The following is a 20,105-nucleotide window of genomic DNA, read 5'->3' on the forward strand; positions in this document are numbered from 1 at the left end:
TTTAATTAATGCAGATGTAAATGCTGCGGCTAACATTTTACGAAAAGTAATCCCAAATGCATGGACAAATGGGATAGAGGGGTTAGGCGTGAAACAGCTCGCTAATGTGTTAACTCCCCTGACGTTAATCGTCCGTTAGGTCGAAACGTTAGAAACCCCCACTTCAAGCTTCGCTAAGTGGGGGAGTGTTCATATAGATAGATTAAAAGTTTTCTTTTTAGCTTGGAGAGAAGCCCTAGCCGTATTTAAATGCGGTCGGTGCCTATTTCAATCCCCTCTCATGTTAAAACACAAACAGAAAATAAGAATAAATCCCCTTTCTTTTCATAGCCATTTAATAGATTTAAGACCATATGTGAACTTATAAGAAACGCGTATTGATACGAATTTTTCGATTATGAATAGCTAGACAGTTGGTGTTTGAGAACAAGTGGCGTATGCATGTGACGATTCGTAATAATGCTGATGCGTAAAGAGGAATTTGCACTTAGTATAGTTTCACAAGTAAACCAAATCCCACAAAAAAATAAAAGGGAAATGCATAGACCCTATGTATCTCCCTTTTATTTTGTACCCAATACTTTATGGCGTTACCGTCATAACTTGTCCTCTGCGGTCGACCATTATTTTCATGTTTCCGTCTTGTGCGTTGTATAATCCTATTTTATGTAATTCTATTTTGCAGTCTTTCACAAATTTCGGTAGTTGACGAATTTGATCGATGTCGGAACTCGTAATGAAGTTAATTACATGACACGTCATATCTTTAACATCTTGTACAAGTTCTTCTTTCTCTCGTTGTAACCTCGCATTTTCTGCTTGTAGCAACTGCAATTCACTTTCTATACTACGTGCATCCTTCTCGTCTTTCGAACGCTCTGCAGCCATGCTAGAAAGCTTATATATACCTTCCATAAACTGATACAGTTCATGTTCTTTCTTTTCACTATTGTTACGAATTGTGTCAAAATTATCAACGATTCCAGATAGAACTGTTACAAGGCTTTTTTCATCCTCTTCCACTATAGCGACTTCTTTTACTTCTTCCTTATTCGCTATTATCGTTTCAGCCATTACTTTTTTTATAGGTGTATATTTTCGTTTTCGCCCCGGTTTTTGTTTTTCAATATTTTCAAACGGTATTTCCTGCTTTTTTAATTTATAGTACGTATTTTGCAATTGGCTTTCTGTTTTTGGAAATATATTCAGTTCGTTTTTACTAACATATTTTGAAATATTCGCGATGTTTAAACCGTGACGTTGACTAAATTGATACACTTCATACAGTAACTCTAGTTCAGACTTCAGCCACGTAACCGCTGATTTTTCATAGGCGCGCATTCCGCCATTTTTTTCTATATCTATTTGAAATAATACCATTCTATTATATAAATCAACTAGTTCTTCATATTTTACTCGGAATTGTTTCTCTATTTTTTTAAATTCCGTTTCTAATTTCATATCGTTCATTTCATTATTTGACATGTTTTGTAAAAGACCTAATACATTGATTGCTGTGTGGTGATACATACTCTGTGCCACTTCCCCTCATCCTTTCACAATTCTCATCCGACTCCCATGTCTTTCAAGAAAATAGCAATTTTTACATATCCATATTATAACATTTCGAAATTATCTGTCAAATAATTAACATACAAAAATGTATAGAAAATATAAAATAGAAAAACTAAATTTTTTGAAATAATATATGTATAATCCTATTTCAAAAATAATCCACATAATTATATTATATGGTATTCTGAATATATTTTCACCGAAAACATTTGCGTTACCACGAAATCTCACTACCATAATCCAAAGCTACATTCTCTTAGCTTTTTAAACAAAAAGCATACCACTTATTGATGAAACCAATCAAAAATGTACAATACTACATACAAGCACAAACACTCTCAAAATGTTTCACTTCCCTGCCTATGTAGCCTATAAAATACTAAAAAGGAACTAACCAAAACTCACATGGCTAGTTCCTTCTCCACTTACAGAATAGAGGTGTACACCGGTTCTTCAAACATTCTCTCAATGGCTCACTTCTTCTACTTACCTAAGAACTACTTCATATCTCTGGTCTCACATCATTTGGACCTCTATTAGGCACTGACCGCTTCCACACACGGCTAGTTCCTCTATTCCTAATAATTAAAATGAAGATGAATACTGACTCTTTAAAAACTCTCTCGAGGCCTCGCTCCTTCTACTTACCTAAAACCACTCCGGATCTCTGGTCTTAACATCGCATGGGGCTCTATTCAGCACTAACCGCCGCCACACATGGCTAGTTCCTCTATTCCAGCTAAATAAAAGCTTTTACAACACTAACTTATCTACTAAACCAATTAGCTCTTGAATATCCGGCTTACTTACTTGCGCATTTGCCCCTACTGCTTCACCTTTATGGAATAATTCATTTGTAATTAATGAAGAGAAAATAACAACCGGTAAACGATTCATCACTTCATGATCCTTAATCACTTTCGTTAAATGATGTCCGTCCATTTTTGGCATTTCAATATCAGTAATTAGCAAGTGAATATGTTCAAACATTTTTTCACCTTGCTCTTTTGCTAGTTTTTCAATATGTGCTAACGCTTCTGCACCATTACTGAAGAAGTTCATTTTTGTATATCCAGCTGACGATAATGTTTCTTCTAGTATTTGACGAAGCATTGCAGAATCTTCCGCAATATAAATTATCTTTTCAGCACGATCTGTTTTGTGCTCTAAACCAGATAATGATTTCTTTTCATAACCACTGTCACTAATTTCACAAACAATTTTTTCATAATCTAATAGTAAAATAATTTTCCCATCTAATTTTACAATACCAGATGTCGTTTCTTCTAGTCCCATAGATAATGAAGCTGGTTCATCAATTTGTTCCCATGAAATACGTTGAATACGATGCACTTCATCAACGCGGAAAATTACTTTCATTTGGTTTAATTCTGAAATGATAAATTTCGTTTGATCCAGTGGCTTTGTCGATTTCAAGTTAAGAGCTGTCGCTAAGTTAATAACAGGTAAAATTTCACCGCGTACTTGAACAACACCTTCAACTGCATGATGAGATTCTGGCACAGTTGTAACAGGGAATGGATTAATGATCTCACGTACTTTCATTACATTAATACTAAATAGGTTTTCACCAACAGTATATGTAACAATCTCTAATTCATTTGTTCCGCTTTCTAATAAAATACTTTGTGCTTGTGACATAAAGGTGTCGCTCCCCTTCCATTAATTCCGTATATCTAATTATTAAGCTTTATTAAAACAGAAAAGTCAACCACCTATATTTACAATATAGATAGTCGAACGATTCATTCATTTATTAATTACACTTATTCTTGTATAAGCGATGCAAGTGCCTCTAATAACACTTCTTGCGCTCCTACAATTTCTGTCGGCATTGCTTCCCACTTTTTCGAAAGCTCCGTTTCTACCCTTACTCTTAACGCTGTATCCATTTCTGCTAGCACGTATTCTTTCGTTGCTATATCAACATCAAGTAGAGCAAGTGCATATAGTTCCGGATCATTTATGTTTTCAAATAACCTTTTCAATACTACCGGCGCTATATGTTTTAATTTTTCAATATGAATTTCCTTATCCGAGAATAATAACTCATATTGAATAAATGTAACATTTTCTTTAATTACTTTAAAGTAGCAATTATTTTTTTTATCATTCACAAAATAACCATTTGAATCTGCAATAATACTCTCTACTTTACGAATTAAATCTGGCAAACTACTCGCCGCCATTACAGTACGCTGCTCAATCTCACCTGGCGAAATGAATGTAACGCGATACTTATTCTGCGCCATCCTCCTCACCTCTCCTTTTATAGAAATTCAGTCTAATTTTACAACCTTACATTAACCTATTTTATATCACCGTTTCTAGACTTGGATACATCCTATCGTCAAAGAGCTAAGAAGAAGCAGCAACCAATACTTAGCTTCCAACCTCTTCAACTACCTTAGTAACTCTCCATATCTCTGTCCTCACACATCGTCCGAGCCTCTCTTAAGCACTAACCGCTCCAAAACACCGCTAGCCCATCTCTCAAAACCTAAAAAAGTGCTTTTAAAATCTTTTAAGGGCTTTTAAGATCTTTTAAGAACTTTTCAGTAACTCGATGTTATTGAACCAAAACGCAATTTGCTGATCCGTTATCCCTGATAACGTAACAAAAAACTCACGACACTTCATCTCATCTTTAAACAGTTGATACTTCCAAACGCCAGCGCTACCAACACTTACGAAATACGATTCGTGAATACGGCCAATCGTTGCTTGTTTTTCACCAAATGAATACGGAGGCACTTGCTTAATTTCAAATTGATCTGGTAAATATACATGCTCTTCTCGTTCCATTTTCAACACTTGCTCAGCAAGCTCACGTTTGTTTTCGAAAAAAGGCAATTGTAAAATTCGCTCTTGTCTTGTCATACGAATAAAAAATCCTTTCTACTTCATTACAAATTTTCTTTATGATTTATTATCGAATTAAGTTTACAACTTCATTTAATACTTCATCTGAAATTTTAATTACTTTCGCATTTCCTTGGAAGCCACGTTGGTATAGCATTAAATCTACGAATTCTACAGATAAATCTACGTTTGCACCTTCTTGCGCACCACCACGTACTTTTCCTGCACCATTTTGACCAGATACACCAAGTGCTAAAATACCAGTTGTATTCGTCGCTGTAAAGTTACCATTACCCGTTTTCATTAAGCCACCTTCGTTCGGGAACATCCCAACAGCTAATTGACCTGCTGCTTTTATACTTCCATCAGAGTACTTTACCATCACATATCCACCGTCAGCCATAAAGCAATCTTTAACAGTTGCCGCTGGTCTACCGTCTACGTTTGTTACTGCTATTGTTTTCTCTGTCGGATGGTTTGTTAATTTGCTAAGATCTATTTTAACTGTTCCACCATTAAATGGAATATTCGCTTCAGGATTGATCGGATCTGGCTTTCCTACCGCATCGAATTTCACATTACCAGCTGCTCCTTGGACCTCATGAAACTCTGTTTCTTTTTTCGAGTCATTACGCATCTTTACTGTATATTTATAATTATGTTCACCATCTTGTGTAAACTCCATGCGCATTGTCCATGTATTACCGGCATCATCGTATACAGGTAATTCTTGCGTAATATGTTTTGCATCAGCTGGAATGTTTCCTCCAACGATTCCTTTTGACGTTCGAATACCACCGATTGCTGATCCCATTGGAATTTGCAATGGTCCCGGAATACCAGATAAATCAACATTACCAGTTGAAGGATCAGCTGGATAAGCGAATACATATTGACCTTCTGTATTCGTAATATAGTAATCTGAAGATATTGTAAATGTCCCTTTACGTGTAAATTCCATATTCCCAGCTTTTGAATCACCTACAACGAAGAAGCCATTGCCTTCCATTGCTACTTGTGTTTTACCACCAGTTAACGTAATTGTACCATCGCTGTAATCCGTAACTGTTCCGCTCATTTTCACACCGTTACCGATACTTTTTGGGTTCGTTCCTGCGTATCTTTCATCACCTTTTGCACCGACTGAATTGTTGTACAGTAAATCATCAAACATTGCTTTTTGTTTTTTATAACCAACTGTTTGTGCATTAGCAATATTATTTGAAGTTACACTTAATGCATTTTGTGTTGCATTCATTCCTGAAATACTTGTATATAACGCTTTAATCATACTGTATGGACACTCCCTTATGAATTTGTTGTTTTTACTTCTTCAGTTACTTTTTGATCGTCTTTCTTTACATCTTCTGGATTGGTTTCTCCAATTGGTTTATCAGATACTCTTTCAACGAAGCGAAGTGATACCACTTTATTATCAATAACGAGCTGTACTTCGTTATTTTCTGCAAGGCGAACTGTCTCTACTTGACCAGTTACTTTATTACCGTCACCGTCAACACCTCTTACGTACTTCCCTAAAAACTTCATTCCGCCATCAAGCGCTGTCGAATACATCGTCGTTCTTAAAGAGTCAACTGCCTTTGTCATATTTTGCACTTGTTCCATAAGAGATAACTGCGCTGTCTGATTCATCATTTGATTCATATCCATTGCATTGAATGGATCTTGGTGCTGGAAACTCGCTAAAAACAATTTTAGAAAATCATCTTTTTCCATTACACCAGGTGTTTTTTGTTCACTTGCTGATACTCCATTTGTTTGCCCTACTGGCGATTGTACACCGTTTACAGGGACATTACTTCTTTGCGCTCCTGCTTGTAACGGAATATGATTTGTACTCGTTGTATTTAATCCAACTGTTGGCACGCTTTATTCCTCCAATAATCCCGCAAATTCTTTTGATTGTTGATTCTCCTGTTTCGTACTTGCTAACTTCTGTTTTTGCCTTTGCTCTTGTTCTCGCTGTTCTTTACGGTTTTCATCTTTATCTGAATAACTAATTTGAATATTAATTTCTTTTTCTTTCAACTTTAGTCTCAATTCATCAAATATGATTTCAACACGTTTTTTCGCATCGTGTTTTTCCATTTCGACATGAACATCAATTTGATCGCCATGCTTTTTCATAAATACAGTTAATGTCCCTAGTTTCTCTGGGTTTAACTGAAATAGAACACGTTCTTGTTTCACTACAAATTTTTGCAATGCTTCTACTTGGGCTTCCATTTTCTTTCCTAAGTCAGGTAATGAAACTTTCTCGGCACCGCCATTTGCTTTTCCTATTTGATCCGTACTCGTCGCTTTATTTAATAACTCAGCACCAACCTTACTCGAATCGTTTAACGCGTCAACTTCTGGCAACTCTATCTTTACATTATCGCTCTCTGATTCCGGAAGATCTGCATCTAAGCCTTTAAACTCTTCTTGTTTCTTTGCGATATTACAAGATTCTGATTCTACAACTTTCAATACTTGCATCGTTTGCTCCGGCATCGTGACTTTATCTAATGCCATTTGAATTGTATCTTCTAAACATATAGCATTTTTAATATTCATATTTGAAAGAAGCTCTTGTAATTGTTGTAATTCAGCTGCTGGTAATTCGTTAAGCTTTATATTTCCGTATTCTTTATATAACTCTTGTATTTTTTGTATGTATTGATATAACAATTCTGGCTGCACACGTAATTGCTCAATTGCAACCATTTGCTCTGATACAGCTAACAGTATTTGTTCTGTTTCTTTTTTCTCTTCTTTCTTTATAAGCGGCTCTTCCTTCTTCACCGGCTTTTTTGCGAGAAGATACTCTTTCTTTTCGTCTGGCGCTTCCTCTTCCTTTACTTTCTCCGTTTTCGGTCTTGTTTTATTCTCACTTCTCATCGTTTGATCAAATGTAGACTCTTCACGTTTCGGCTGTATTTCAAGACCTTTTTCTTCTTGCGGAGGTAAACTTTGTTTCACCGGTAATACAAACTGTAACACAACTTCCACCTCATCTATTTATACACATTTTTAAATCAAGAAGCATCTTTTCTTCTAACTTTTCTTGCGCTTTCGCAAGTTTCTTACAATCTTCTTGATACATTTCATCAATAACACGTTCTTTTTCTTTTATTTTTTCTAAAAGGCTTTCATTTTTTCGAATAAAATCTTCCGTTTTTTTAATTTTTCGATTCCATTCTTCTATTCTCTCAGGCGAAAATGTATGTGAAGACAGCATACCAGCCATGATACGTCGCCTTGTTTGTACGACTTTACTTCGCGATTTCACAACATACAAATCATATTCTTTTTTTTGTTCTATTTTTCTTTTTTCAGCTGTTAGTTCGTACACTTCTTTTAAAATATGTTCTTTTTCTTGATTCATCTGCAATTTTATCGTGTCGTACTGCTGCTTATCCACCTATTTTCATAGCCCCTTCCTATTATAACGCTCTCTTTTTCTATTATATAGTTTTTTTACAAAAAAATCTGTGAAATATTAAAAAACAAAAATAAGACCCCAAAACGCGAGGTCTTATACAATATGATGCATCGCTTGGACAATATCTTCAAAATGAAAACAATCCGCTCGTCCTTGTTTTAAAAACGTATTTATACCTTCTACTTTATTTTTGCATTCAAAAATATAAGCATTTTCTTCATTTTCTTGAATTGTTCCTAATTTGAAGTACAATTCATTTTCCTTATAAATCGATAAGATTTTTCTCATTTCATTTGCAAATTGCCAATGATTCGGTGATACGATTTCTTCCATAATCCTACTTACTGAATCTAATACAGAAATAGCTGGATAATGACTAAGTGTTGCAAGCTCACGCTTTAATACGATATGCCCATCTAAAATACCACGCGCTAAATCTGGTACTGGCCCATTTAAGTCGTCCCCATCAACAAGCACTGTATATATACCTGTTATTGATCCTTTTTGTGTTTTTCCAGATCGTTCTAACAGTTTCTTCATATAACTTTCCATCAAGAGCGTTTTACCACCTATCGGTAACTCTTTAACAGCAATATCAACACTTCGGCGTGCATCAGCAAAACGAGTAACAGAATCCATCATAAGTAGTACGTTATTGCCTTGGTCGCGAAAATATTCAGCGATAGATGTTGCAAGCTTAGCGGCGCGAAGTTGCATGAGATGGCTTTCATCTGATGTTGCTACAACTACGACACTTTTTTTCATTCCTTCTTCGCCTAGTTCTTTTCGGATAAAGTCTTTTACTTCTCGGCCACGCTCTCCTACTAAACTAATAACATTAATATCAGCTTTTGCGTTTTTCGCAATCATTCCAAGTAAAGTAGATTTACCTACACCAGATCCGGCGAAAATACCAATTTTTTGACCGATTCCAATTGTTAACATAGAATCTATCGATTTAATTCCCGTCTCAAATACATCAGTAATTTCTTCACGCTCAAATGCATGTATAGGCGGGGCATCTAATTTTATTTTCTGGAGTGGTATGTTTTCAGCGTTTTCATTTAACACTTCACCATTTGCGCTTAACACTTTTCCGAGCAAATGATTACCACGAGGTACAGCAACATCTTCTGCTATTAATGTGACCGAATCTCCGTAACATACTTTTTCCGTCTGTTCAAAGGGGAGTAACATATTATTTTCTTTTTCAATCGCAATTACTTCACATAAGACGTTATGTTCTCCAACGAGGCAAACATCGCCAATTTTCGCTTTCGGCCCTTTCGCTACGAAAAACTGCTCTTGTACACTATGAACTTTACCAACTTTCGTATACAGTGGTGTTTCAATGAACGTATTCCATTTCTCATTCTCATTCATTAAAAGCCTGTTCATACGTTTTGCTCCTCAAATACTTTCTCTTCTTCCCATTTCTGACGAAGTTTCGCAAATATAGGTGCAAATTTAAATTCGAAAAACTCCTTTTCTTCTTCCAGAACAAATTCTCCAAATTGTAAGGAGAAATCGTACTTCCATTCAACTAATTGCAAAAGCCAATATTCTTTCGTATTTTCTTTCTCTTCTTGAATACGTTCAAACGTTTCTGGATGTACTGTAATGATTAATTTTTCAAATGAAGTAGGCAATGTTTGAACGATACCAGTTAAAATTGGTAAAACATCTAGTAATCGTGAATCTACCGCTTGATTCACAATTTTTTCCGCTAACTGGAAGGATTGATCCCATAGTAATTCTGTCCATTCATACGCTATTTCTTGTTGTTCTTTTTGAAACTGAATACGTGCTGCTTCCATCTGTTCCATTTGCTCATGGATGTGCTTTTGAAATTCTTCTTTTCCTTGCATCAACTGCTGTTGCTCTCGTTCTAACATTTGCTGTTCTTTCCTTAGTTGACTCATTTCAACATGTAATGCATCTTGCTGCGCACGAAGTTCTGCATGATCAACTTGCACTTCTTCTATATGAACTGGGGCGGGCTTTGGAAATTGCAATTCATACGTCTCTTCAGAAAAAGAAACAGAATTCTTCGGAATTCTGTTTTTAAATAAGGACATCATCTTCACCTCTTTGAATGATAATTCTTCCTTCTTTCTCTAACTTTTTCACTGTACCTGTAATCGTCTGCTGCGCTTTTTCAGCGTCTGTCATCTTAAGTGGTCCTAAACCATCTAATTCTTCTAAAATCATCTCTTTACGATTCATAGACATACATGTAAATAGTTTCTCTTTAATTTCTTCTTTTGCAATTTTAAGTGCTTTTGCGATAACCCCATTATCTGTAATTTCCTCTAATACACGGCGAAGCGCAAGATCTTCAAGACCGAGTAAGTCTTCAAAGACAAACATGTTTTCTTTAATCTTTTCAGATAGTTCATAGTCCATCTCATCCAGCTTTTGAAAGACTGTTTTTTCAACACCTCGTGAAACGTTATTTAAAATGTTCACAATTGTTTTCAGACCATCTGTTTTATTAATCGCACTAAATGCCATATTATTTAATTTTGCCTTTAATAATTCACTAATTTGATTAATTAGTTCGCCATCTACTTGTTCTAGCTTTGCAATACCCATTACTGTTTCTACTCGTTTATAATCTGGTAATCTCTCAATTAATTGAGAAGCAAGCTGCGGCTTAATATAAGAAGCAATAATCGCAATCGTCTGCGGTGATTCATCATTAAGTACTGTAAGAAGTGGTTCTAAATCTGTTAGTGAATTTAAGAATTCAAATGGATTATCTTTGTTATACCAAAGGTCTTCCAATAATTTTTCGAGTTCGTCTTCTGGCATATTTTTGAATATGCGACGAATATATTCTTTATCTGGAGTGACTAGATTCAATTCTTTTACATTTAGTTCATATAAGAACTCCCCTAGTACATTTTCTAACGTTTCCGGTTTATATACACGAAACTTCGCGATTTCACGAAGTAATACTTCTTTTTCCTCAGCTGTCATATATTCAATGACTTGTGCTGCCACCTCTTCATCTAATGTACGAATGAGGATGGCAGCTTTTTCTTTGGAGGAGATTCCATCTAACATCGTTGTTCCTCCCTTACTGTCCGTTTAACCATTTTTTAATAACTTTTGCAGTACCTTCTACATGTTCCTTCGTAGCTTCTTGCACTTGTTCATCTAACGTTGGTTCTTTCGGTTTTTCTAGTTCAGGTTTTGGTTCAGGCTCTATTTTTTCTTCAGGAATTTCCATAATACTTTCACTACTTGCCGCAACTTCATCTTCTGCTAAGTATTCTTCATATTCCTCTTCTTCTTTCTTTTTCTTACGTCTCGCTAGGAAGAACCATACTAGACCAACAAGCGCTAACAAGCCACCTGTAATTCCACCGATTAGCCACCAGTTCAAGCCACTTTCTTTTTGTTTTTTCGGCTCTTCTGCTTTTGGTTGATCAAATTGAACTGTTACAACGTTAACTTGCCCATTTGTAAAGTTTCCGTTCGGATCAGCTTGCAGTCCTGCTGCTGTTCCAATTGCTTCTTTAAACGTTGTCATATCGATTCTTCGTTTTACTAACGTATCATTATCTACCCATACTACAATATTTGTTTTCGTCAATTCTGGGTGTTTCTTAATCGTTTCAACTGTTTTATCTATTTCATAGTTTTCGATTTTGTTACCATTTTTATTATCGTAGACGATTTTACCATTTTGATTATTGTTCGTACCGTAGTTTGGTACTTCACCGTTCGCTGTAATACCAGCACCTTGCTTCGCATCTGCACCTTCTTGGGCAGTAGAACTTTCTTCTTGCTCTTGTTTACTACGAAGTACACCTTTATCACCATATTTTTCTGACTGACGTGTTACTTCATCATAATTTACGGTAACTTTCGTATTCACTTTATATTCATTTGGTTTAAACATCGTCATGAGCGTTGCATCAATATCTTGTTTTAACTTACCTTCAATTTGATGTTGCATCTCAACTTCTTTTTCATAAGAAGAAGAACTGCTAGCATTCGCTGCATCCGCTCCTTTTGAGATTACACCTTTTTTACTATCTATTACACTTACTTCTTCCGGTTTTACACCAGGAACTGCCGCACTAATCATTTGCTGTATACCCGCAACTTGATCAGCTGTTAAAAGTTGTCCACGTTTCACACCAACAGTAATTGCCGCTGTTCCTTTCGCTTTTTCCTCATCAAAGATCGTTTCTTTTTCAGGTAACGTAATTTGCACATTTGCCGTTTCAACTGTTGCAAAATTCCTTACAATATCTTGCTCCAATTGCTTTTTCGTACCGACAATTTGCTTCATTTTTTTATCTTGCTCACTTGAACCGAGCGAGCTTTCTAATAAAATTTCCTCACCGCTTTTCGAATTAAACGGTAAGCCCATTCCATTCATTTCTTTTCGAACCCATGGAGCATCATTCTTTTGCACACGAATCGAACCATCAGCTGCTAATTGATAATCAACACCTAGCTTCGATAATTCTGCTGTAATCTCTTGTTTGTCTGCATCATTTAAATTTTGATATACAACAACATATTTATCTGGCAAGGTGAAGTATAAAAGTGCTCCTGTTACAATGGCTAAAAGCGCCGCACCAATGACTAATTTATGCCACGTTTTTAACGATTGGAAAACATTTCTTATCTTTTCCATTTAAACACACCCGTCCACTTTCCTAAATTTGCATATTAATTAGCGACTTATAGTTTTCAATAAGATTATCACGCACAAGAGCTGCAGTTTTCATTTGTGATTCAGCTTTTTTTTGCTGAATTAAAACGTCATGTGTTTCTCCTACCCCTTTTGTTAATAAATCATATACCGCTGTTTGGGCATTGTTTTGCGATTGATTCATATCTTCCAATAAATCAATAAACTTTTTCCCCGGGGCTGCAGATGTTTGCGAAGGTTTAGAAGCGCCAATTGCCTGAATCGCTCCAAATGGCTGTGTCTGTATCAATGGTTGAATTTTCATTTCTCGTCTTCTCCCTTATCCTCTGCCAATCTCTAAATCTTTATCGAGCATTTTTTTGTTCGCATTTAATACACTTGTATTTGCTTCATACATTTTTTGAGCAATCATTACATTCGTCATTTCAGCCGTCACATCAATGTTCGGATAACGTACATATCCTTCTTCATTTGCATGCGGATGCGTCGGATCATACACTAAATTTTCAGCTTTATCTGCTTCAATACTTTTTATTTTCACTCCATTTGCAGGAGTACTGTTTAACATATTTGCAAAACTATTGTTTGATTCTAGCACTACACTGCGGCGCTCATACAAATCTGCCCCTGGTGCTGCAGTTGTATTTGCATTTACGATATTATTAGAAGTAACTTCCATCCATTTTCGCGCTGTAGTAAGTCCTGAACCACTTGCATTAATTGCCTGAAACATAAGTTGCCTCTCCCTCTATTCTTAACGTCCGCGCGCTGCCTGGTTAATTGCATATTGCGTATTAATTGCATTAATTGAAATACCATATAATTGATTTGCTTTCATTAAATCTAGCATTTCTGTCGATACATCAACGCTATTTCCATCTTTATTCATTTGCATTGATTTCGTTTGAATCTTTGCATATGTATTTTTCATATTTACTGTTGGTAAGTGCATTTCATTCGTTTGATATAAATCTGGATTGCTATTTAAATCTGAAGGATTACTTTTATATAATGCACTACTTTTATTCATCTGTTCAGCAAATGTTACATCTTGCGCTTGATAGCCAGGTGTATTTGCATTTGCAATATTACTAGAAACAGTATTTCGTTTCGTCACTAAATAATTCATATAGTGGCTTACATCGCTCACTAAATCTGGCATATTCAACATCCCTTCTTTTCCACTTGGCCATTTCGAACATTATTATCCGCTAATAGAAGTTTCACTTCATTATTTATTTTCTTATATGTATTTATTAAAATATTAACTGTTATGTACCCTTACATATTTTATTCCATTTTTCCATTGTTGTCTTTAGAAAAATACAAAAATATAAAAAAGAATGAAAAAAACTGTATACACGTAGTAATCCATGTCGCATTTCGATATATGTACTACAAACTAACATCCATTTTTATATTGTATAGAGAACTACTATTTTTTTCACTACAGCCATGAAGAGAAACCTCAATCAGCGGAACTCCTAAACAAAGGGATGGATTCCCTTTCAAGAAGGGAACCCGTTTCCATACTTTATATTTAATATTTTCCGTAAAATGAATTAGCTTTCATTCGCCCATCATTTGTCATAATCATTTCTTCCAAAATCTTTTGCTTATCTCGAATGTGCTGAGCTGCCTTAATAATGAATGGACTTACTTCCGTTGCAACTTGCGCTCGCGTTTCTTCATCCAATGTCATCATCCAGCGATTTAACATTGCACTCTTCTCAGCAAACTCTTCATCTGACACTTGCAATTCACCGATTTCATTAAAACAGCCGACAAATGCTCGATAAATATCATTGTTCATTTTCGAGTGCTCCGCGGTAACCATCTATTAAATCTTGTAATACTTTCACGATCGTATCGATATCTTTTGCTTCACGTGTTACTTTCATTGTTTGAATTTGAATGCTAATCCAATCATATAAGCCAAATAGACTATCATATAAATCTTTCGTAATTTCAGGATTTAATTGCAACTTTAATTCTTCAAAAATACGTTCTAACTTTTCAAGAAGCACATCACCTTCTTGTAGTTTAAAAGTATGTAAAAGCTCTTCTAAATTACGAAATTCTACAATACATCTTTCATAAATAAAAATTGTATTTTTAATTGGATTACTCGTCATAATATCATTTTGCATATAACGTTGCCATGCTTGCATACAATCACTTCCTTAGCTTTTCATTAATCATCACTTTTTTGTTTTGTCATTGCTTTAATTGTTTTTAATTGGCTATCAAGCGCCGCTAATGTACTTTCTAACTTTTGATACTTCTTCACAATTTCATCTTGCTTTTGCAAGTTTTGCGATTCAATATCTTTAATCTTCTTATCTAAATCACTTACACGTGAATCGATGTTTTTCACACGTTCCCCAACTACACCCTTATCACCAAATAACTTTTCAAGTGGTTCTTCCATCATCTTTCCTATCCCATTTGAACTAAAGAAGAACTGTTTTGCTGCATCAGGATTATCTTTTAACGCTTTTGTCAATTTTTCATCGTCTACTTGCATTGTTCCATCTTGTTTTAATTGAATACCGTATGTAAACAAATAGTTGCCATCCTTTGAAAACGTCACGACGTTATTCATCATTTGGCGAACACTTTGCATAATTGCTTGTCCTTGAAAAGCTCCATTTTTCCCATCAAAAATATCTACTGTACCTACAGCCTTATTGTAATCAGCTACCATCTTTTTAATTAAATTAGCTGCATCTGTGACGTTTGAATCACTCACTGTAAACTTCAAATCTATACCTTTTTGATCCGTAGCTTTTGAATCTGTACCCGTTTCACCACTAAGCTTATTTTCAACTATTGGATCTGTTACTTTTAAAAGCTCAATCTTCACACCAGGAAGTGTTTCAATTGTGTTACTAGCACTTTTTTCTTCGATACCATTGATACTATATATTGCATCTAATGCTTTATTAATCGTGTTTAATTTCATTTCTGTAGTAGAGCCTTCCACTTTCGAATAGAACAAATCCGTAAGTACATTAGGTGGTGTTTCTTCTAATTTAATATTATTCGTTGCCCCTTCTTTCGTAGAGGACATAAACATTTTACTACCAAGTGTATATACTGATACGCCATAATCCCCATCATTAATTTTATTAATTAAATCTTTATATGTCATATCAGTTGTTACTTTTAGTTCTTTTTCACCTAGTTTTATTGTTTCATTTCTTGGAAGCTTCTCATTTATATTAGTAATATCATTAGAAGCTATTTGATGACGCTGTGCCAGTTGATTAATTTTCACATTAAATGTTCCTGCAATAGCTCCACCATCTGCTTTTACGTTAATATAGCCATCTTGTGATGTCGTTACTTTTTTTTCATTCCCTTTAAAAGCCGCTAAGTTTTTAAAGGTTTGTGTGAAAGAACTAAATTCTGATTTTAAACTTGTGTATAATAGTTTATCTTGTGAAAGTTGGTTTTTTTCATTTGTATACGGTGTTTTTCTCATATCTAACGCGTTCATTTCTAATTCAACGAAGTTAGAAGTATCGATCATATTATTACCGAGGTTCCAAATCTGTTGTCTACCGCCAATACCCGTTAACGTGCCTGCCATATTTCTCACTCCTTATCGTTTACATATAATCTAAAATACTCGTTTTACTCATCGTACTAATTGCTTTAAGCGTCGCCTCATACGTTGCATTAATGTATGCTAAATCAGAAATTGCCACTGCTAAATCAACATCTTCAATTTCTTTACGGTTTTCTTGAAGTGCTAAGTTTTGCTCACTTAAAATCGTCTTGAACGTATCTACAGTGTTCATCGTCGCTCCCACTTCTGTTGTACGATTAATAACACTATCTAAATTTTTTTTATTCTCCTCTAAGAAAGGTTTTAGTGCATTTTGATCGCCGCTCTGCAAAGCATCTTTCATCTTTACTAACGTTTGAATAACAGGAGTTAGTAAATCATCGCCTTTACGAAATGCTTTAATTTCATAACCGTCATTTAGCTTCCACATTACATCTTTTTCGCCACCTTGGTATGTACCATCATCCGTAAATGGTGGTTTTTCTGCACTATCTCCACCAAAAAGATAGCGACCTTGCTCTTTCGTATTTGCTAAATAAACGACTTGTTTTAGAATTTGATCAACTTCTGTTCCAATTGCTTTTAATTCCTTTTCACTATTTGTCCCATTTAGTGCTTGAATCGTTAATTGATCTGCTCTCGCTAAAGATTTCACAATACCTTGTAATGTATTTTCAGTTTGACTTAACACATTTCTAGAATCTGCTATATCTTTTTGCATTTGTTCAATATTCGCCAATGAATGCTGTATCGCAAATGATTTACTTGCTGCCAGCGGATCTTCACTCATAAGAAGGTTTTTCTTCCCTGAAGTTACTTGATTTCGATGATATTGCTGCTGCACATTCAAATCCATTAACTGATTCTTTGCCCAGTTTGCATTTTGAAATGTAGATACTCTCATCCCTATTCTCTCCTTTATCTATATTTGAATTGGCGCAAAGAAGAAACCGCAGCTATGTACGGTCATTCCCTTATCTAACCGCGCTGGGTACTCTCTTCCCACATAAAGAAAGTGCTTTTTGCTTTTCATTACCTGTTACCTAATAATTGAAAACAAACTGTCAAATACTTCATTCATCGTATTAATCGCTTTAGAGTTTGCCACGAAGTATTTTTGGAAGGCCATTAAATTTACCATTTCCTCTTCCATATTCACGCCTTCGATACTCATTTTTTCTTGCTGAATACCATCCAGTAAATCACCATGAATACTTTGATAAGCATTCACTGCACTTTTATCGGAAGCTACACCAACTATGAATTGGTCTAACGCTTGTTTATACGTAAGCCCCTCTTTATAATCTCCATCTGTAATTCCTGCCAGTTTATTTGCTGTTTCAGCAGATATTTTCATTTTCGAAACATCTTGCGCAAATTCTGGGTTTAATTTCATCTCTTGCGCATAATCTCCAACGAAGAAATCTTTTCCCATCACTGTATTCACTTGCGTTTTCACTGAACTCATGAAGTCTTCAAGATTTTTCTTATAACCTGCAATCTTCGCTTTCGTATCTATCGCTGATTGGATCGCGCCGCTAGTTAAAGGAATTCCCGAACCATAAATTTCAACAGACATCGGTTCTTTTTCTTTATTTAATTGAAGTGGATATGTATCTTGTCCATTTACTGTTAAAACACCATTCATTCTAACACTCACAATATTAGGATTCATAGATTCATAAGACACTTCTATATTGGCATACTTAGACATCTCTGTAACGATACGGTCACGTTCGTCTAGCAGTTGATTCGGTACTTGTGTGCCAGCTTGCCCAATTTTTTTATTCGCTTCTGCTAAACTAGCAGCAAGACGATTAAATTCATTCACATGCGCTTCAATATCTTCTGTCGTCTGGATTTCCGCCGTAGCTAAGTTTTTTGCAAGGCGATTTACCTGACTTGTGAATTTTCCTGTTTCAGCAATTAATGTATCATAGTAGTTTGATTGCTCCGGATTTTTTGCAACTTCACGGAAAGCGTTGAAGAACCCGTCCATTAAACTGGATAACGAATTCTTTCCAGTCGTACCTACCATAGACTCTACTCTCGATAAAGTAGAATTCATATATGCATAATATGAAAACTGTGACAATTGATCATTATATTGCTTCGTTTTCACTTCGTCCGTAATACGATCAACACCTAATGTTTGTACACCGTTACCAATTCTTTGTGCCGGCATATGCCCATTACTCGCTCCAGCAGAGGCAATATTCACTGCTTGACGTACATAACCCGGAGTATGAATGTTAGACAAGTTTTGTTTCGTCGTTTGTAATCCCATTTGGGCCGCTAGCATACCTGATAGCGGTGTATTATAATCAGATAATCTCATATTGATTCACTTCCCCTTTACAAAAGTTCGTTCATAAAGATTTGCGAATTATTGTTTCTCTCCAAATTATATTCAGAAACTGAATCCACAATACTTTCTGTAGTTTTTAATAGTACGTTTAAGTAATATTGATTTTTCAAAAGAATCATTTTTACATTCTCTTCTAATTCAACTAATGTTTTTTGTAATTTTTCTATTTTTTCAATTTCTTCAAGAGAAAAATACGAAAATAACGCACTCACACGAAATGGTTCGACTCCCTGTTCTTTACAAAACTGAACAACCATTTCTTCAAATGAGCTTGATAATCCTTTTAAACCGTCTATGTACTGTAATTGCTCTATTTGTAACTTTTGAACTGCGTTTACATTTTTATGTTTTAAATTCTCGTATATGTTTTCTCCAAGTGCTTGAATATTTTCATACGCTTTTTGAATAATTACGAGCTTTTCATATAATTGTATGTACATATAATTTCCTTCCTTTTACAAGACTAGATTTACAATTAAACCGTGGATTTCTCCGATTTGATTTAACATTTCTAAATGCCCTGTTTTTGTATTAATCAAGTTCATAACATCTTCTAACTCATTTAATCCCATTTCTGCCTGTTTCACAATCGTCATTTTCTGTGAATATCCGTAGCGCGGATGACGAGACATAACGTCTTTATATTGCAATACATTATCAACGTAAAAATTCAAAAATGATTTCACCGTATTTTTATATTCCATAACATTATCAAGCGTTAATTCCATTTCAATTTTCTCTTTAATTTCTCCAATATTATCGACAAACGCTTCCATTTGTTCTAACAATTTATCTTTTTTCGGATCTGCATGCAAATTATCCGAAAATGCAAGTCCTGTCCTGACATTTGCTTCTTTCGGCATTTGAGTAGCAGGCGGTATATGCGATAAAATTGGGTTATGCGAGATAGAACGTAGCATATATATCACCTATTTATTTTTTTATTTCTTCCTAAAGTTAATCGTAAAATCTATTTATTTATAATTATACTCTGAACACTCATATTTTGCAGTTATTTTTTATAGAAGATATGTTACAATTTAGCATGAGGTGGCACAATTCTATGAATATTTTTCTTTGTGGTTCAAATCAATTAACAACATTAGATCAAGAAGAAATTAAAAAATTTTTAACTGACTATGCTCATAAGCATAAAATTTACATATTATGTTATAAGTCTATTGAAAATGAAGTTCTTCGTTTTTTCATCGAAAACGAAAGACTCGCCCAAAATTTATGCCTTTACACACTACAACCGTTACAAGCAGTAACAGATGAATTTCAAGAAGTCGTTGATTACTTAAAAAAACACGGAGCCGAGTACGTTGCTTTTGATCACCCTACCGACTCCATTTACCGATCAGATTATATGTTTTTTGTAAAACAAATTATTGAAGATACAGATTTAGTTCTCTGTTTTTATAATGGAGACAAACATACATCAGTCATTCCTGTTGATATTGCAAAAGAAGCGGGGATTGATGCTGTTATTTATGATTTACCAGGTTTACATGAAAAGCAAATGAAAAAAAGCTTTGAACAAAAAATTCGTATGATGTAAAGGGGGAGGCACAATATCGTTATT

At 35.0% G+C, this 20,105-nt stretch carries 23 protein-coding genes; 1 reads left to right on the forward strand and 22 read right to left on the reverse strand.

Annotation, left to right across the window (positions count from 1 at the left end; translation table 11 throughout):
* Positions 1 to 582: 582 nt before the first annotated feature.
* From DN410_RS00010 to DN410_RS00115, 22 genes are all read right to left on the reverse strand, one after another.
* Positions 583 to 1,530, reverse strand: coding sequence for a DNA-binding domain-containing protein (locus DN410_RS00010; RefSeq protein ID WP_149175048.1), 948 nt, complete (start codon positions 1,528 to 1,530; stop codon positions 583 to 585).
* A 798-nt stretch (positions 1,531 to 2,328) separates the two neighbouring features.
* A complete protein-coding gene (locus DN410_RS00015; protein ID WP_149174826.1) occupies positions 2,329 to 3,237 on the reverse strand; it encodes a chemotaxis protein in 909 nt (302 codons plus the stop codon).
* Between the two features lie 125 nt (positions 3,238 to 3,362).
* Positions 3,363 to 3,848: a LysR family transcriptional regulator gene (locus DN410_RS00020; RefSeq protein ID WP_149174827.1), complete on the reverse strand. Its 486-nt coding sequence runs from the start codon at positions 3,846 to 3,848 to the stop codon at positions 3,363 to 3,365.
* A gap of 292 nt (positions 3,849 to 4,140) precedes the next feature.
* Positions 4,141 to 4,476, reverse strand: a complete 336-nt coding sequence (locus DN410_RS00025) for a DUF3964 family protein (protein WP_149174828.1) — start codon at positions 4,474 to 4,476, stop codon at positions 4,141 to 4,143.
* 49 nt (positions 4,477 to 4,525) lie between these two features.
* On the reverse strand, positions 4,526 to 5,749 hold the full coding sequence (flgE, locus tag DN410_RS00030) for a flagellar hook protein FlgE (RefSeq protein ID WP_149174829.1): 1,224 nt from the start codon (positions 5,747 to 5,749) through the stop codon (positions 4,526 to 4,528).
* Positions 5,750 to 5,766: 17 nt separating this feature from the next.
* Complete coding sequence (locus tag DN410_RS00035; RefSeq protein ID WP_149174830.1) at positions 5,767 to 6,345, reverse strand: flagellar hook assembly protein FlgD; 579 nt, start codon at positions 6,343 to 6,345, stop codon at positions 5,767 to 5,769.
* Between the two features lie 3 nt (positions 6,346 to 6,348).
* Positions 6,349 to 7,461, reverse strand: coding sequence for a flagellar hook-length control protein FliK (locus DN410_RS00040; RefSeq protein ID WP_149174831.1), 1,113 nt, complete (start codon positions 7,459 to 7,461; stop codon positions 6,349 to 6,351).
* A gap of 10 nt (positions 7,462 to 7,471) precedes the next feature.
* Positions 7,472 to 7,882, reverse strand: coding sequence for a cytoplasmic protein (locus DN410_RS00045; protein WP_149174832.1), 411 nt, complete (start codon positions 7,880 to 7,882; stop codon positions 7,472 to 7,474).
* A 114-nt stretch (positions 7,883 to 7,996) separates the two neighbouring features.
* Complete coding sequence (fliI, locus tag DN410_RS00050; protein ID WP_149174833.1) at positions 7,997 to 9,301, reverse strand: flagellar protein export ATPase FliI; 1,305 nt, start codon at positions 9,299 to 9,301, stop codon at positions 7,997 to 7,999.
* Positions 9,298 to 9,981, reverse strand: coding sequence for a FliH/SctL family protein (locus DN410_RS00055; RefSeq protein ID WP_149174834.1), 684 nt, complete (start codon positions 9,979 to 9,981; stop codon positions 9,298 to 9,300). Before DN410_RS00055 ends, fliI begins: the two co-directional genes overlap by 4 nt.
* Positions 9,968 to 10,972: a flagellar motor switch protein FliG gene (gene fliG, locus DN410_RS00060; RefSeq protein WP_149174835.1), complete on the reverse strand. Its 1,005-nt coding sequence runs from the start codon at positions 10,970 to 10,972 to the stop codon at positions 9,968 to 9,970. Before fliG ends, DN410_RS00055 begins: the two co-directional genes overlap by 14 nt.
* A 13-nt stretch (positions 10,973 to 10,985) precedes the next feature.
* Positions 10,986 to 12,560: a flagellar basal-body MS-ring/collar protein FliF gene (gene fliF / locus DN410_RS00065; RefSeq protein ID WP_149174836.1), complete on the reverse strand. Its 1,575-nt coding sequence runs from the start codon at positions 12,558 to 12,560 to the stop codon at positions 10,986 to 10,988.
* A gap of 22 nt (positions 12,561 to 12,582) precedes the next feature.
* Complete coding sequence (gene fliE / locus DN410_RS00070) at positions 12,583 to 12,882, reverse strand: flagellar hook-basal body complex protein FliE (RefSeq protein ID WP_149174837.1); 300 nt, start codon at positions 12,880 to 12,882, stop codon at positions 12,583 to 12,585.
* 15 nt (positions 12,883 to 12,897) lie between these two features.
* Positions 12,898 to 13,311 carry a flagellar basal body rod protein FlgC gene (gene flgC / locus DN410_RS00075; protein ID WP_071711296.1) on the reverse strand — a complete coding sequence of 138 codons (414 nt, stop codon included), beginning with the start codon at positions 13,309 to 13,311 and terminating at the stop codon, positions 12,898 to 12,900.
* A 21-nt stretch (positions 13,312 to 13,332) separates the two neighbouring features.
* Positions 13,333 to 13,740: a flagellar basal body rod protein FlgB gene (gene flgB, locus DN410_RS00080; protein ID WP_149174838.1), complete on the reverse strand. Its 408-nt coding sequence runs from the start codon at positions 13,738 to 13,740 to the stop codon at positions 13,333 to 13,335.
* A gap of 378 nt (positions 13,741 to 14,118) precedes the next feature.
* Complete coding sequence (locus DN410_RS00085) at positions 14,119 to 14,391, reverse strand: hypothetical protein (protein WP_001058067.1); 273 nt, start codon at positions 14,389 to 14,391, stop codon at positions 14,119 to 14,121.
* A complete protein-coding gene (locus DN410_RS00090; protein WP_149174839.1) occupies positions 14,381 to 14,749 on the reverse strand; it encodes a flagellar export chaperone FliS in 369 nt (122 codons plus the stop codon). The genes DN410_RS00085 and DN410_RS00090 overlap by 11 nt, the downstream gene beginning before the upstream one ends.
* A gap of 23 nt (positions 14,750 to 14,772) precedes the next feature.
* On the reverse strand, positions 14,773 to 16,173 hold the full coding sequence (locus DN410_RS00095) for a flagellar hook-associated protein 2 (RefSeq protein WP_149174840.1): 1,401 nt from the start codon (positions 16,171 to 16,173) through the stop codon (positions 14,773 to 14,775).
* A 19-nt stretch (positions 16,174 to 16,192) separates the two neighbouring features.
* A complete protein-coding gene (locus DN410_RS00100; protein WP_149174841.1) occupies positions 16,193 to 17,056 on the reverse strand; it encodes a flagellar hook-associated protein 3 in 864 nt (287 codons plus the stop codon).
* Positions 17,057 to 17,191: 135 nt separating this feature from the next.
* Entirely contained in the window at positions 17,192 to 18,490 is a 1,299-nt protein-coding gene (gene flgK, locus DN410_RS00105; RefSeq protein WP_149174842.1) for a flagellar hook-associated protein FlgK, read from the reverse strand.
* Between the two features lie 17 nt (positions 18,491 to 18,507).
* Positions 18,508 to 18,960: a hypothetical protein gene (locus DN410_RS00110; RefSeq protein ID WP_149174843.1), complete on the reverse strand. Its 453-nt coding sequence runs from the start codon at positions 18,958 to 18,960 to the stop codon at positions 18,508 to 18,510.
* Between the two features lie 15 nt (positions 18,961 to 18,975).
* Positions 18,976 to 19,440, reverse strand: coding sequence for a YaaR family protein (locus DN410_RS00115; RefSeq protein ID WP_000946323.1), 465 nt, complete (start codon positions 19,438 to 19,440; stop codon positions 18,976 to 18,978).
* A gap of 143 nt (positions 19,441 to 19,583) precedes the next feature.
* Between DN410_RS00115 and DN410_RS00120 the strand changes: the two genes are divergently transcribed.
* Positions 19,584 to 20,081, forward strand: coding sequence for a flagellar motor switch protein FliG (locus DN410_RS00120; RefSeq protein WP_149174844.1), 498 nt, complete (start codon positions 19,584 to 19,586; stop codon positions 20,079 to 20,081).
* The last annotated feature ends 24 nt before the right edge of the window (positions 20,082 to 20,105 follow it).

This window comes from Bacillus sp. SH5-2 (assembly GCF_008368905.1).
In the GTDB taxonomy this organism is placed as follows: domain Bacteria; phylum Bacillota; class Bacilli; order Bacillales; family Bacillaceae_G; genus Bacillus_A; species Bacillus_A luti.